The sequence below is a fragment of the Terasakiella sediminum genome, from assembly GCF_033100395.1.
GTDB lineage: Bacteria > Pseudomonadota > Alphaproteobacteria > Rhodospirillales > Terasakiellaceae > Terasakiella.
The window spans coordinates 84,260-99,795 of sequence record NZ_JAWLVJ010000007.1 but is presented as its reverse complement, the minus strand read 5'-3'; the positions used below and the strand labels follow the sequence as shown (position 1 = coordinate 99,795).

Below are 15,536 nucleotides of genomic sequence, written 5' to 3'. Positions count from 1 at the left end.
CTTAAAGCCCTTTAATGACCGCATGACCGGATTTATCAGCAAATTTTTCCATTTGCTCATCCGATGCTTTTTCCTGATATTTGTCTTTATATTCAGAATACGGCATGCCGTAGATCACTTCCTTGGCTTCATCCATGGAAAGCTCCACATTTTGCTCGTTCGCAGCTGCCTTGTACCATTTCGCCAGACAATTACGGCAAAAGCCCGCTAGGTTCATGATATCGATGTTCTGTACGTCTGAACGGTTTTGCAAATGTGCAACAAGGCCACGAAAGGCAGCGGCTTCAAGTTCAGTCTGTGTTTGTTTGTCCATTATTGTTTCCTCTTATTTTTCTGCACATTTGATACATGTTGGAACGGCCGGATCAAGTTCCAGCCGCTTTGGTGCAATTTCTTCATCACAACTGATGCAATACCCAAAATCACCTTCCTCAATGCGATTAAGGGCCGCGTCAATGCGTTGTAATTCATTTTTACGTCTTTGTTCAACCGCTAAGGCCATGGCCTGGCCCTGCAGGGCATCCATGCGCGATAACCTGCCGACCTTTGTCTGATCCAATTCAACGGGCTGGCGACCTTCTTCTGTTTCCGCTTCCAGCTTTAACAGGTCATCGCGATGGTCCAACAGCTTCTGTTTAAAGAGATCAATATCCAGGTCAGTCATCATACCCTTCTTCAATCTCAACCGGGTTCGATGCCAAAAGGGCCGAACTGTTCATCACCAGACTGACCAGTTCGGGCTGGCGGTTGGTTCCGGTTTTGCGGAAGACCTGTTTCAAATGCGAACGTACCGTGTTCATGGAGACGCCAAAGTCTTCAGAAACGGTTTCCAGCTTTTTGCCGACGATCAGGGCCTGCAACAAACGGGCTTCGGCCTCTGTCAGTCCATAAAGGCGGGCCAGCACGCCCGTTGGGGGTTCGTTATGTTTTTCAGGGTCATTAATAAAGACCGCCACATTCCCGGTATCAGACGATATATCTTCATCATCCGGCAGCGGTACAACCAACAAAGAGAAATCACGTTTCAGAGATGGGCGAGATACCGTCATCGCGCCACCTTCGCGGTCCATTTCATCGGCAGAGCCCAGATCAACGGCCGCATCGGAAATCATACTGTGCAAAGTTTTGGTTTCCGCCACTTTGGACGTCCTGAAAATGCTTGTTGCACCCACATCGACACCGTCACTTAAGGCAAAAATATCGGAAGCGGCGTTATTCATAAACACAACGCTTGCATCCTTATCAACAATGACCACCCCCATGGGCAGGCGGTTAAGTGCGGCTGCGCCAAAGTTGGTTTTCTTGTCATCTTCAAATTCATCACTGCTGAGCATTTGCGTACCAGGTTCCGGAACGAAGGTTTCGCCTTCCAGCACGGCTTCAAGGGCGGCCTGCATTTGCTGATGACTGAAGGATTTAAACATGTAGCCTGCCACACCGCATTCCAGCGTCTTGTTGATCGCTTTCTGGCTTTCAGTCGCTGAAATAATAATGATCGGCACTTCCGGGCGTTTATTCTGTACCGCGCGGATACCGTCCAACCCTGCCATTCCCGGCATATTCAAATCCGCAATCACCAACGAGAAATCCAGGTCCTGAGACAAGACTTCCAACAGATCAGGATAGCTGGTTGCCTGCAGAATATCGGCATCCGGTTCCATTGAACGCAGAACACCTTTTACCCCTTCAAGAACGAGCGGGTGATCATCAGCAACAACAAATGTGGTTTTCATGGTTATAGGGTTTCCAACGTTATTATTCTTGTTCGGATGGTCAAGGTAGCAAATAGAGCGGACAATCAAAAATGATTTTTAGCCCCCAGTGAAGGATTTTGCCTGCACACTGCGGATCAACTGGCGCAGCTTGGCCGGGCGCAGTGGTTTATGCAGCAAGATAAAGCCACTGGCCTTGGCTTCCTGAATACGGTCCGGTGCCGTATCCCCGGTAATGATCGCCGCCGGGATAGCTTCACCCAATTTTTCATGGATAAGGCGAATACAATCTGCCCCTGTGCGGTCTTCGTTCAATCGATAATCCGCCAAAATCAAGCTTGGCATCTGATCAATTTCATCCAATGCATTCAGCGCACTTTCTGATGAAAGAGAAGCCACAACATTGTATTTCCACCCTCTTATCAGATGTTCCATGCCTTCCAAAATGTCCGGTTCATCATCAATCACCATAATCAGCGGCACTTCCCCACCGCTCAGGGCGACTTCAACCGGTTTTTCTTCATCCTGGACTTCAACGACTTTATCAGCGGGCAGCATTACAGCAAAGGTCGCACCTTTGCCTACCACGGACTTCAGGTTCAGCGTATGATTCAACAGGGCCAACACACGTTCCACAATCGCAAGACCCAGCCCAAGACCACGACGACGGTCGCGTGCCGGGTTTTCAAGCTGTTGGAATTCAACAAAAATATCTTTCACACGCTCTTTTGGAATGCCCACACCCGTATCTGTCACCTGCACCTGAACATGGTTACCGCGTCGCCGCGCCCCTAACAAAATCCCGCCTTCAGATGTATAGCGAACGGCGTTCGAGATCAGATTGGACAGCACCCGTTCCAACAGAACCGGATCACTTCGAACCGCAATATTGGGGCAGAAGGATTTCAGACGCAGGCTTTTTTCAAGCGCGCGACCTTCATATTGCTTAATCAGTCGATCAAACAGCGGACGCAACATCACCGTTGTGGGTTCTGCCTTCATCACACCTGCATCCAGTTTGGAAATATCCAGAAGTGCGTTCAGCAAGCTACGCAGAGCTTCCAGACTATCGGAAACGTTATTAATGATGCGCAGGTCGCCCGCGGCTTCTTCGCTATCATCTTTGCGACGGCGATCTTCGAGGGCCGACAGAAACATCCCGATGGCGTGCAAGGGTTGACGCAAGTCATGGCTGGCAGCGGCAAGAAATTTGGATTTCGCCTTGTTGGCATTTTCCGAATCAAGGCGCGCCTGCTCCAGACGGGTTTCAGCCTCCACCCGGTCCGTAATGTCAATAACCAGCGACACGGTACCCCCATCAAGGGTGGAAGCTTCACTTACCTGCAGGTAACGTCCGTTGGATAGCGCTTCCATAAAGACGCCCACAGGCTTTTGGCGAAATTCCCGACGTCGCGCAGAATATCCATAGGCATCACGGATACCTTTGCGTTCTTCCAGCAACAGAGCCAGCTCTTCAAAGGTAACCCCCGGGCGGATGCGATCATTCAAGACCTTATAATATTGATAATATTTCCGGTTACACAGCACCAGACGATTTTCGTGATCCCAAAGGGCAAAGGCCCCGGGCATAATCTCGTTTGCCGCCATCAGGCGGCTTCTGGCTTGGGTTTCCGCCGTGATATCCGACCCGGTTCCGCGATACCCCAGGAAATCACCGTCGCCATTGAAGATCGGTTTACCGGACACCTTGATCTGACGCCAAACTCCGTCAGGACATTTAATGGAATAGGAAAAATCACGGAAACGGCGGCGGTTGCTCAAATCATTGCTGTGATGGATCCATTTATCAGGGTCATCCAGTTCGCGACCACTACGTCCGCTGAATTCCAGACGGGTGCGTCCAATCAGGTCATCACGCACAAAGCCTGTAATTTCAAAGAAACGGTCTGAAACCAGCGAAAATTTAAGGTCCGCATCCGTTTCCCAAAACCAGTCAGATGTCGCTTCAGCCACGTCCCGAAACCGCGCTTCACTGAGGCGGATTTCTTTTTCTCGGGTTTCGATCTCATCCACCAGATATTTCAGCGCATGGCCCATATCTGAAATCTCGTCTTCACCTTCCAGCGGGATTTCCGTTTCCCCGCCATCTGCATGAATACGCATGGATCGTTTGAGACCGTTCAGGCGTTTCAAAATCCGGCGGATATAAATCGCGCCAAGGAAACTCAGGGCCGCCACACTGCCTAAAACAATCAAGGTCAGAAACTGTGTACGGCTTTCTACCAATTGCTGAAAAGCCTGACTGTCTGTTTCGATTTCTTCCTTCATGCGGCGGATCAGGTCATTGACCGAATAGACAAAACGACTGGAAAGACGTTCATTAATCGCCAGAATACCGACAATCCGCTGTGACACCCGTTTTTCCCGCGACTGAAGTGCAATCAGGCCACTTTCGCCCAAGGCAATCTTTCGCAGCATGGCGATTTGATCGATGGTCTTGGCCTCTGACGCCGGGATATCGAGCTTGCGCAACTCTTCAAATTTGTTAAGCAGCTGTTGGCGCAACTGGGCAATCTGTGCCGTGTCAGTCAAGGTTTCAAAAATCAGCAACTGATCAATCAGGTCATAAAAATACTCCCCCCACAATTCATGGGGCATGGACTGGAACTCTATTTTTTCACGAATGAGTTTCTGCAGTTCCCGATTTCGTTCTTTCTTTTCAAGGGCGATATCAATGCGCAGTTTGACCAGATCATCCAGACGGTCATAATTATCCAGCAGTTGTTGGCGTGTCAGGTTGATGACTTCCAGAATATTATCATCCACATCATAGACCCGCAGCGAATCAACAATTTCCTGCAGCCAGCGCACCCGGTCCGCAATTCTGAAGGAAATGGTTTCGCGTTGCGCCTGAGTGGTCACCCGCACCAACATGGGCGCACTTGCAACAATGGCCTCACTTTGCTGGCCGAGCTGATAAGCCAGTGTCATGGCGGGTAGACGAGACAGGGCGACTTCTTCAATGCCGTCATTAAATTTCTGAATCGAGAAAATGCCGACCCCTGCAGCAGCCACCGTAAAGATTACCGCCAGGACAAAACTGGTAATCAGCTGTGCAAAGACACCAAAGCGAACACCACCCATACTTTGATCAACACCCTCAACAGATTAACGACATGTGATAGTAGCACCCGAACTTTAAAATTGAACAAAAAAAAGGACGATAAACGCAAAAGCTTTATCATCCCCCAACTGTCAAAAAAAAAAGGGTGATAATGCGAAAGCTTTATCACCCCAAGTCCGCCGAGAAACTACGTCGTACTCAGAACCCCAAAATGGAGAACTGAAAAGATCATGCCCTATTCATGCGTAAGCGACTTCACCCATATGGGTGAAACAGGTCATTTTTTTCATAAAATTATAGAAAAACGTGTCATCTTGAACGTTATAGGCGATCAAAAACCCTTTTCAATCACCCAAAAATAAACATTGAGCGCTGAACAAAAAAAAGGGTGATAAACGCTAAAGTTTTATCACCCCAAGTCCGCCGAGAAACTACGTCGTACTCAGAACCCCATATTGGAGAACTAAGAAACACTATGCCCTATACTTTTGCCCTTGCCTTCACCCATATGGGTGAAATTGAAAATATTTTTTATGACAAGGGTGTGACGTCCATCACATCTTAGTTTTCATAGGTTCTATATAAGTACACATAAAAATAACTAGAAATAGCACCTATACTATCGTATAAGAATTCTTGTTTGATAACCCGGACAACCCAAAATGGCATATTCATCACAGCACTCTCATGCTGACTTTGATTACGTGCTCTCCTCACAAACCAAAGACAGTATTGATCTCCCTGCAGGCTTCAACGTCGCAATCGGCGGTTACGAAACCATTGGTCCTGACCTGATCCTGACAGGCCGCACGGGTGAAAAGCTGCTGATCACTGATTTCTATGTTAATCAGCCCAAGGGATTGAATATTGGTGACGGCCATATCCCGTTTGAGCTTGCCCAAAAGCTTTCTGGTTCTCTCACGCCTGGTGCTTACGCACAAGCAACCCCCAATCAAATAGAAAACATCGGACAGATTGAAACCGCAGAAGGGAGTATCACAGCCCTTCGCGCGGACGGTACAAACGTTACATTGAATGTGGGCGACCCTGTTTTTGAAGGCGATGTCATCCGCACCGCCAGCGGTGCCAGCGTCGGCATTACCTTTAAAGATGAAAGCACCTTTTCTCTGGATGAAGACGGGGAAATCGTCCTGGATGAAATGGTCTATGACCCGGATACAGGCGATGGGGCATTCAGTTCCACCCTGACAAGTGGTGTCTTTTCGTTCGTTTCCGGCCAGATCGCCAAAGCCAACCCGGACGCCATGGCCATCACCACCCCCGTTGCCACCATCGGTATTCGTGGCACCCAAGGGGTGATCAAGCAATCAGGTGAAGGCCCCATGGAAGCGGCCTTGCTGCAGGAAGACAATGGCCTTACGGGTGAATTGGTCATGACCAATGGGGCGGGAACAGTTATCCTTAACCAGCCTAATCAATTCACGGCAATCATCTCCTTCACGTCTGCCCCAAGTCAGCCCATAATTATCTCCTCAGTCCAAATTACAGGGTCCTTTGGCTCGAAGGTTCTTCAAGTCGTTCGAAACACAAGAGAACGAGCTGCCGAACGCAAAGCAGAAGAAGCAGCTGCAGAAGAAGCTGAACAACAGGGTGAAGGAACCGGAGAAGGTGAACAACAAGGCGAAGGAACCGGAGAGGGTGGGGAAGAAATCCTTATCCTTGATAATGCAGAACCTGTTAACATTTTCATCCCGGAACCAATCACACCAATTTTCATCCCCCCCGTTAAGATCATCGCGCTTGTCAAAGCAATCGGAAAAATCATCGAGGAAATTCGAGCTGACATCATCAAAAAACAAACGATCACTGAAACTCTTGATGGGTTAACAGAATTTATAGAGGGCACATCAGGTATCGACAATCCCCTTGGTAATGACAACAGTCAGAACCAAGGCATTGCCGGATTTGCAGGCAACGACACCATTTATGGATATAGCGGAGATGATGTCATCTCTGGCGGAAATGGTGCAGATTCCATCTTGGGCGGAACAGGTAATGACATTATTCACGGGGATATCGTCGTTTCTTCTTATGACACGGTTGACTTAAGTGATGATTTTGCAGAACTTGAAACGCATTTTGGTGTCAGCCTTGGAGATGAATCCTCCGGCGGAAATGACCGAATTGAAGGTGGCTTGGGCAATGATATCATCGCAGGCGGCATGGGGGCCGATACCATATACGGCGATTCCTATGGCAATGACGCAACAGGTGGAAACGACACCTTGGATGGCGGTGTCGGCGCGGATTACATCTACGGCCAAGCTGGTGATGATTTAATTTATGGCGGCAATGGACTTGATCATATATACGGCGGCATTGGTAACGACACCATTAACAGCGGTTCAGACGCAGATATCGTTGATGCAGGAACGGGTAATGATACTGTAAGCGGCGGCACAGGTAATGACACGATTGATGGTGGCACGGGAGACGATATTATCAATGGTGAAGGCGGAAACGACTCCCTTGTCGGCGGTACAGGTAATGATACCATCACAGGCGGCAGCGGTGCTGACACGTTAAAAGGTGGTACAGGCGACGATAGTCTTGATGGTGGCGCAGGTAATGATACATTACATGATGAAGCTGGCGCAGACATTATTGCAGCAGGCGATGACAATGACACCGTTTATTCGCTGAACGACGCCTATTCCGACAGCTTTTCCGGTGGGTCACAAACTGAAGGGGACAATCTGGAAATCCTCTATCAAAACAATCTGACCCTGACAGCCGCAGGTGCAGGAACGATTAATTACACAGCTTCCGGCGCTGGAAATGACGTCTTTGACGGCTTTGAAAATATTATCATGGGTGAAGCAGACGACAATGTCATCATCACTGATTATTCGCATCTGTCGTCCATAGACAGCATCTCTGGCGGTACGGAAGGGGAAACGAATAGTGATTCCGATACAGTCACTTTCAATGACACAAGTATGACCAGCCTTGACTTAACAGCTGGAAACACCAAATTTCATGAATTTGAAGTTTTTAACATCTCAAATACCAGCGTAAATGTTAATATCTCTATTGACGATGAAGGTTTTGGCAATGTTTTGACAGGATCAAACCTGACCTTTAATGCTGATGCTGGTGATAAAGTAACCCTTGCGGCTGGTGATTTCAGCTATAGCACAACAGGCAGTGGATATCATGTCTTTACAAACAGCAGCAAAAGCCTGAATGTAAGCGACACAGCCGCCATTGCAATTTCAGGCAGCGGAACTTTCTCTGGTTTTACAGGATTAGGGACCTCGCTGATCGGCAGCACAGGGAATGACACCATCACAAACAGTACCGGTGTCGATGTTGTCACCGCTGATGGCGGAACAGATAAAGTCATCTATATTCAAGACAGTGATAATGACACCTTTGACGGTGGGTCAGGTACAGATACCCTAACCGTTTATGACGCAACCAACTCGACAACAGTCGATTTAACAGTAAGCGGTTCCAGTGGCAGCCTTACCTCTGGCGGCGGGACAGATACCTTCACAGGATTTGAAATTCTGGAGACAAGCTTCCAAGCCGATACAATCACACTTTCCAGTGCCTCTGACATTAATCAGATCAACACAGGTTTTGGCAATGATGTGATCACATCATCCACAGGTACAAACACAGTTGGAACCATTTCCGCTGGGGATGGCAATGATGACTTTACCGTGACATCTTCTTTCACAGGTGATTTTGACGGTGGTAATGGAAGTGATGATTTCATCATCAATGCAGCCGTCATTGGGACACTGATGGGTGGTGGCGGCATTGACATTTTCACACTTGGGGCAAGTGCATCCAAAGCGGATGGCGGATCAGGTAATGATACACTAACCATTGCTTCTTCCGTTAGTACAGGTTCCTATTCGGGTGGTGCTGACGATGATACTATCCGTATTCACAACGCAAGCCAGTTCAACAACCTGATCCTTGATGGTGGAACAGGGTCTGATACACTTGTTTTCGATAGCGATGTAACGATGACCGCACTAGCTGGTAATTTTAACACGACCAATATTGAGAAATTGGATTTCACCAATGCAGCTGCCAATTTCACATTTGGGGGCAGTGTTTTGGCAAACCTAACTGGTGATGCCTCAGGTGCAACGGCACTCTTTATTGATAGAGATGCGAATGATACCGTTAACTTGGACCCGGCCTTTACATTACAAGCAGATCAGGTAAGTGGTTATGAGACCTATACAGGTACAGAAAATAGCAACACGTTTACCATTCACCTTCAAAAAGTTGGTGGTTTGGACTAATCCTTAACCCCTGCCGTCCAAACTAACACCTGCCAAAAACTTTTTCGCTGACCCTGCTTTGAGAAATTCAATCGCGCAGCCCAATTCTTTATCCTTGCGGATGCCTATTTCCGGGCAGGCATCGATAGAGGTATTGCCCAGCACGCCTTCTTTATCATGCAGATTGTCTTTGGCGAGAATGCGTGCGCTCAAAACGTTAGGCAGGTCTGCTTCGCGCGAGGCGTTGAAGTTATGTTCAGCGTTATTTGCTTTACCGTCTTCTTCACCTTCCTTGGCCGTAACCTCTTCTTCCTTTTTCTCAGGCAGATCAAGGCGAATGTCCGGCGCGACACCAACTTGCTGAATGGTACGACCCGATGGCAGATAATAAAGCGATGTGGTCAGGCGCATGGCCCCTTCGCGCATCAACGGCATGATGGTCTGAACAGAACCTTTACCAAAAGTTCTGCGCCCCATCAGGATAGCACGATTATGATCCTGCAACGCGCCTGAAACAATCTCAGAAGCCGAGGCTGATCCACCATTGATTAGCACAACAACAGGCAAGCCTTCAGCCAGATCACCATCACTGGCGCCATAATTACGCACCTGATCTTCCCCGCGCCCGCGAATGGAAACAACATCCACATCGTTCAAGAAGATATCACTTAGCGCGACCGACTGCTGCAACAGACCACCCGGGTTATTACGCAGATCAAGGACAACGCCTTTCAGGCCATCGCCGATCTGGTCACGGGCATCGTCAAAGGCCTTACGCACGTCACTTTCCAGACGTTCTGAAAACGAACTGATGCGCAGATGCAGATAATCATCGTAAAGCGCATGACGCACGGCACGAACCTGAATGATATCGCGCACGATGGTCACATCAAACGGCTTTTCATTTTCCCGCTCCACCGTCACCGTAATGGGTGTACCCGGCTTGCCGCGCAACTGACGAACGATCTTCATCAGCGTCCAGTCTTTGATGGATACCCCTTCCACATGGGTGATATGGTCATTGGGTTTCAGACCAGCTTTATCGGCCGGTGTGCCTTCGATGGGAGAAACCACTTTCAGGAAATCATCGGTTTTCTGAACCTCAATACCCAGACCGCCAAATTCGCCTTGCGTATCCACCATCAGTTCCTGAAATTCTTCTGCGGTCATATAGCTGGAATGGGGGTCCAGCTTTTTGGTCATGGCATCCAGGGCCACTTCGACGACCTTGGCAGGATTTGCCTTGCCTTTTGGTGTGCCGTCTTCTTCTTCCAGCCACTTGGTATCACCTGCCACCAAACCGTCAATGGCATAGGTCAGCAAGTCTTTATCTGAAACTTCTTTCACATAGTGGCGACGCACCACCTTGAAACCGTCCACAAATTGCTTGAACTGGTCATCACGCGCATCTTCATTTTCAATGGATTTCTGGTCATAAACTTCACGAAAACGCGCCAGATCTTCCACCGCTTCTTTTGGCAAACCATGAGTTCCGGTCAGTGAAGACATCCAGCGCCCGACAGGCCCCTCATCAATTGCGCATCCACGCAAGAAGACACTGCCCACGGCAATGGTCAGGACAATCATCAAAACAGACGGAAGGCGGGGCCAGATTTTCATTGAAGGGCGGCTTTCATTAGTTGCTTTCTTTAAATATGGGGTAAAAACAACTTTTTCTCAATGGTTGAAAAATAAAGCAGGCTCCCGACATGCTCAGGAGCCTGCTTTTATCTTAAAAAAGCTTTGGTTTAGCCGTCAGCATTCATCTGCTTGATCAAAGCATCCAATGTTTCAACAGCCTTATCGTTTGGTACCTGACAGGTCCCGGCATTTTCATGCCCACCGCCATCATATTTCAGCATCAGTTCACCCACATTTGTGCCGGATCCTTTGTTCAGGATCGACTTACCACAGGCAAAGACCGTGTTTTGCTTTTTCAGGCCCCATAAAACGTGGATAGAAATGTTGGTATCTGGATAGAGCGCATAGATCATAAAGCGGTTGCCCGTATAAATGATCTCTTCTTCACGCAGGTCCAGAACCGCCACATTATCATGGATTTTGGTACATTTTTTCAGTTGATCGATGAACTTCGGCTCATGTTCCTTGTACATATCCACACGTTCTTTAACGTCTGGCAGTTCCAGGATTTCCTTGATCGACATGCTGGCACAGCTGTCAATCAGGTCCATCATCAACTGATAGTTTGAAATGCGGAATTCACGGAAACGGCCCAGACCTGTGCGTGCATCCATCAGGAAGTTCAGCAGCACCCAGTCTTCGGATTTCAGGATTTCTTCGCGGTTGAAACGGGCTGCATCGCCTTTATCCACCGCTTCCATCATCTCATCCCAGCTTGGCGGGAATTCACCGTGGCCACCGTAATATTTCCAGACCACGCGGGCTGCTGATGGGGCTTCCGGGTCAATCACATGGTTGGCCGGGTTATCTTCCACACGCAAGGTTTCACTAAGGTGGTGGTCAAAGGCAAGATGCACACCTTCAACATATGGCAGGTTTGTGGTGATATCACGATCCGAAATCGCAACCTTGCCATCCTGCATGTCTTTTGGGTGAACAAATGTAATATCGTCAATGAGGTCCATTTTTTTGAGCAGAACTGCACAAACCAAACCATCAAAATCGCTTCGTGTGACTAACCGAAACTTATCCCCCATTGCGTAAACTCCTTATTATGACTATCCGGGCTGGCGCCCAATCTTCGATTTATAAATACGTTAGCCCAAAACAAACATCATTTCAAAGCTTTCTCTTGGGCATGGACGAAAAAAGCTGCCGCTTTAAAAGGCGCCAAGCATCATTTTAATACTGGTGATTAAAAGAAAAACCGCAAAGCCTTTTTTCAAAAATTCTGGATTAACTGTGTGCGCAATCTTCGCCCCCAAAGGCGCACATAGCACGGTCAACGGCACGATCAAACAAAAGCCCAGCAGATTAACATAACCAAACGAGCCGGGCGGCAACCCTTCTGTCCCCCACCCGGCAACGATAAACCCGATAGCACCAGGAACAGCGATCACAAGGCCAATGCCAGATGCGCACGCCACCGCTTTTCGCATGGGAACATTATAGGCATTTAGAATAGGAACACTAATGCTCCCCCCACCAATCCCAATCATGACGGAAATACTACCGATAATAAAAGCATAAATAAACTCAAGTGGTTGACCCGGAAGTTTTTCTGCCAAATGGGCGTTTTTGGAACTCAGCAGCATTCGCAACGAAACGATGAAGGCAAGGATGGAAAACATCACGGTCAGCACCTGTCCTTTAAGCGCTGAAGCCAGAACAGTGCCTGCCACAACACCGATCACCACACCCGGTGTCCATTTGCGCAACAAAGGCCAGTCCACCCCACCCTTTTTATGATGCGAGCGAACAGAGGAAATAGAGGTTGCAATAATGGTCGCAAGCGATGTCCCAACGGCGACAAACATCGCCATATCCGCCGATGTGCCGAATTTCTGAAACAGAAAAAACAGCACAGGCACAATCACTATGCCGCCACCGACCCCCAACAATCCTGCCAGAATACCCGCGACGACACCTGTAACGGCCAAAGCGGCCCCGATCTGCATCATAAAAACGGGATCAGAAAATAACGCGTCCACGAACACTCACCTGAAAACTTAACCTTGCTAAGCTCTCTATCCCTAAACCGTGTGCAATGCAAGCCACCATTATCCTTTTGCTCCAAAGGTTTAATTTGATCACCCCTTATCATTGGGTTACACTTTTATGACAGAACAATAATAAAAGGTGGGAAAAGTCATGGCGACTGGTAACGAACTCGACATCTTCAACATCTCCGTAGGATTAGCAGGCGGTCTCGCCCTCTTCCTCTTTGGATTGGAACAACTCTCTGCCGGCCTTAAGGCCGTTGCCGGGGAAAAGATGAAAACAATTTTGGGCAAATTAACGTCCAACCGCTTCATCGGGATGTTCACCGGGGCCTTTGTTACCGCCGTTATTCAGTCCTCGTCTGTCACCACCGTTTTGGTCGTCGGTTTTATCAGCGCAGGCCTGATGAAGCTCAGCCAGTCCATCGGGATCATCATGGGGGCCAATGTCGGCACCACCATCACTGCCCAGATCATTGCCTTCAAAATCACCCATTTCGCCATGCTGATGGTCGCTGTTGGCTTTGCCATGCTGTTCTTTGGGCGCAATGACAAACTTAAGCAATATGGTAATATGCTGATGGGGCTGGGCATGGTCTTTTTGGGCATGAACCTGATGAGCGAGGCCATGCAACCGCTTCGCAGTTACGAGCCTTTCCTGGACCTGATGGTCTCCATGGAAAACCCAATCCTCGGCCTGTTGGTAGGCGCAGCTTTTACGGCGCTCGTACAGTCTTCTTCTGCGACCACAGGGATCGTTATCGCGCTTGCGACCCAAGGGCTTCTGTCGCTTCCAGGTGGCATTGCGCTTATCTTTGGGGCCAACGTGGGGACCTGCGTCACCGCCATGCTCGCAACCATAGGCAAGCCACGTGAAGCCTTCCGCGCTGCTGTGGTTCATGTGCTCTTTAACGTCGCAGGTGTGTTGCTCTGGATCGGATTTGTGGATCAACTGGCCGCTATCGTTCGCGATATCGGTGGGGATGAAAGCGGGACAGCGCGTGATATCGCCAATGCCCACACCATCTTCAACGTCGCCAACGCCTTTATCTTCATCTGGTTTGTCACCCCCTTTGCCGTGATCGTTGAAAAGCTTGTCCCGCTTAAGCCTGATTCGAATGAACTGTCTGTTAAACCGAAATATCTGGAAGAACCGCTGATTTCCACCCCCTCCATCGCGCTAAATGCTGTGCGGCTGGAATTGGGGCAGTTGGGTAAACATGTACAGAAGATGATGACTGCCATTCTCCCCGCCACTTTAACCGGAACACACACGCACCTGGATAAAGTGGCTGAAATGGACAACAATGTGGATCAGCTTCACATGACCATCATTAAGTATGTGCGCAAAATCGGTGCGCAGTCTCTAGGCGATGAAGATATGCGCGAGGTCGTGCGATTGATGTCTGCGGCAAACCATCTGGAAAACATTGGTGATTTGATCGAAACCGACATGGTTCAGATCGGTAAACGCCGCATCGCAGAAAAAGTCACTGTCAGCCCACAGACAACCCATTTGCTGAAATCCCTGCATGACAAAGTCGATCGCGCGCTGGAAACCGCGCTGGAGGCCCTGCATAACGAAGATGCAGAAGCAGCCCAGCGGGTCATCGACATGAAAGACGGCATTGCCAAAGAGTCCAAGGCCATTTCCGAACATGGGGCACAGCGTCTGATGACAGAAGGCACAAACCGCCATCACACCTATTCGCGCGAAATGGAAACGGTGGAACGTCTGCGCCGGATTTATTACTTCAGCAAGCGTATAGCCAAAGGCGTCGTGGCCAAAGCGGAATCGCTAGAAACAGAAAACTGGGATGAAGACCAAGCCTCCGGCGAGAAAGATCTGGCCCCTGTTTCTGCGGAATAAGGGGTTAACGCCGTTCCACAAAAGGCTGTAAGGCTGCTTTGATATCCGTCATATGGTTGTTGCAGGGTGATTTCTTGGAAACCGCCATAAAAACAGGGATGCGTACAACGGATGTGGTAATCAGATTATAGTCACTTTCCTGCTTGCCATCAGGTATCAATCCCCAGAAGGAACGCAGACTGACGATCAGATAATCCACCCGCCCTGTATCCAGCATTTTAAACAGCGATGAAACATTGGCGATGGATCGGATATTGCCATTGTTGGCTTCATATTCCTTAAAGGGTTCCGGCAGGCTGATACCGTGCAGATATCCGCCTTTATAAGTCTTCAAACTGCGCGTCCCGATATAGTCCATATCGCGCCCGGCTTTCATCACTATCCCATAAGTATCTGATGTCCAGCTTTGCGTATAGCTATAATGCTTTTCGCGTTCTCGGGCATGAAGGATGGTAAAAACGAAATCAATCTCGCCAGATTTCAATTCTTCCTTCACCCGGGTCCAGGGTTTGATCCGATCCAGGACAGGCGCACCAAACAAAGGCTCCAGAACCTTTTGCGCCACTTCAACGGCTGGGCCAAATCGTGCGCCATCTTCGCCGATTTTAATGTAAGGATGCCAGACTGGCGGGCCGGAAATCACCGGATTCTGGCAGTGTTCTGCCTGGGCAGACGCACATAGACAAGACAATCCGAAGACCGCAGCCAATCCGCTAGTGACAAATTTTCGAAACACGACAGACCCAAGTATGTTTTGAATTCTATTTTATGTTTCTACTCTAAATCCGAAAAAAATCCAAATTCCTTTTCAAAAGAAAAGCCCCTGTCCATCCCAGGACAGGGGCTGTTTCGTTAAAGGCCNATCGCCACCGAAAATACGCTTTAAAATTCCGATCATGATATTCTTTTTCCGTCTAAAAAAAGAAGCGGACCGAAAAGTCTCGGCCCGCTTCATCCATTTCA

The 15,536-nt window shown here is 48.8% G+C and carries 10 protein-coding genes; 2 read left to right on the top strand and 8 right to left on the bottom strand.

The features are described 5' to 3' along the window. Position 1: 1 nt before the first annotated feature. The 4 genes from RYZ26_RS07180 to RYZ26_RS07165 all read right to left on the bottom strand — a co-directional run bounded on the left by RYZ26_RS07180 (position 2) and on the right by RYZ26_RS07165 (position 4,817). Positions 2 to 313, bottom strand: a complete 312-nt coding sequence (locus tag RYZ26_RS07180; RefSeq protein WP_317682500.1) for a DUF1244 domain-containing protein — start codon at positions 311 to 313, stop codon at positions 2 to 4. A gap of 12 nt (positions 314 to 325) precedes the next feature. Then, a complete protein-coding gene (locus RYZ26_RS07175) occupies positions 326 to 667 on the bottom strand; it encodes a TraR/DksA family transcriptional regulator (protein WP_317682499.1) in 342 nt (113 codons plus the stop codon). After that, positions 657 to 1,733: a response regulator gene (locus tag RYZ26_RS07170; protein WP_317682498.1), complete on the bottom strand. Its 1,077-nt coding sequence runs from the start codon at positions 1,731 to 1,733 to the stop codon at positions 657 to 659. Before RYZ26_RS07170 ends, RYZ26_RS07175 begins: the two co-directional genes overlap by 11 nt. A gap of 78 nt (positions 1,734 to 1,811) precedes the next feature. Further along, positions 1,812 to 4,817, bottom strand: a complete 3,006-nt coding sequence (locus RYZ26_RS07165; RefSeq protein ID WP_317682497.1) for an ATP-binding protein — start codon at positions 4,815 to 4,817, stop codon at positions 1,812 to 1,814. A gap of 642 nt (positions 4,818 to 5,459) precedes the next feature. Between RYZ26_RS07165 and RYZ26_RS07160 the strand changes: the two genes are divergently transcribed. Further along, positions 5,460 to 9,083: a FecR domain-containing protein gene (locus RYZ26_RS07160; protein WP_317682496.1), complete on the top strand. Its 3,624-nt coding sequence runs from the start codon at positions 5,460 to 5,462 to the stop codon at positions 9,081 to 9,083. Positions 9,084 to 9,086: 3 nt separating this feature from the next. On the opposite strand, the gene RYZ26_RS07155 is transcribed toward RYZ26_RS07160, so the two are convergent. From RYZ26_RS07155 to RYZ26_RS07145, 3 genes are all read right to left on the bottom strand, one after another. Next, positions 9,087 to 10,682 (bottom strand): S41 family peptidase, encoded by a 1,596-nt coding sequence (locus tag RYZ26_RS07155; RefSeq protein ID WP_317682495.1) that lies wholly within the window; start codon positions 10,680 to 10,682, stop codon positions 9,087 to 9,089. Positions 10,683 to 10,810: 128 nt separating this feature from the next. Continuing rightward, positions 10,811 to 11,740: an exopolyphosphatase gene (locus RYZ26_RS07150; RefSeq protein WP_317682494.1), complete on the bottom strand. Its 930-nt coding sequence runs from the start codon at positions 11,738 to 11,740 to the stop codon at positions 10,811 to 10,813. A 123-nt stretch (positions 11,741 to 11,863) separates the two neighbouring features. Then, positions 11,864 to 12,694 carry a sulfite exporter TauE/SafE family protein gene (locus tag RYZ26_RS07145; RefSeq protein WP_317682493.1) on the bottom strand — a complete coding sequence of 277 codons (831 nt, stop codon included), beginning with the start codon at positions 12,692 to 12,694 and terminating at the stop codon, positions 11,864 to 11,866. A gap of 160 nt (positions 12,695 to 12,854) precedes the next feature. Between RYZ26_RS07145 and RYZ26_RS07140 the strand changes: the two genes are divergently transcribed. After that, positions 12,855 to 14,573 (top strand): Na/Pi cotransporter family protein, encoded by a 1,719-nt coding sequence (locus RYZ26_RS07140; RefSeq protein ID WP_317682492.1) that lies wholly within the window; start codon positions 12,855 to 12,857, stop codon positions 14,571 to 14,573. 4 nt (positions 14,574 to 14,577) lie between these two features. Here the strand turns inward: RYZ26_RS07140 and RYZ26_RS07135 are convergent, their stop codons facing one another. Beyond that, a complete protein-coding gene (locus tag RYZ26_RS07135) occupies positions 14,578 to 15,309 on the bottom strand; it encodes a substrate-binding periplasmic protein (RefSeq protein WP_317682491.1) in 732 nt (243 codons plus the stop codon). Positions 15,310 to 15,536: the final 227 nt, after the last annotated feature.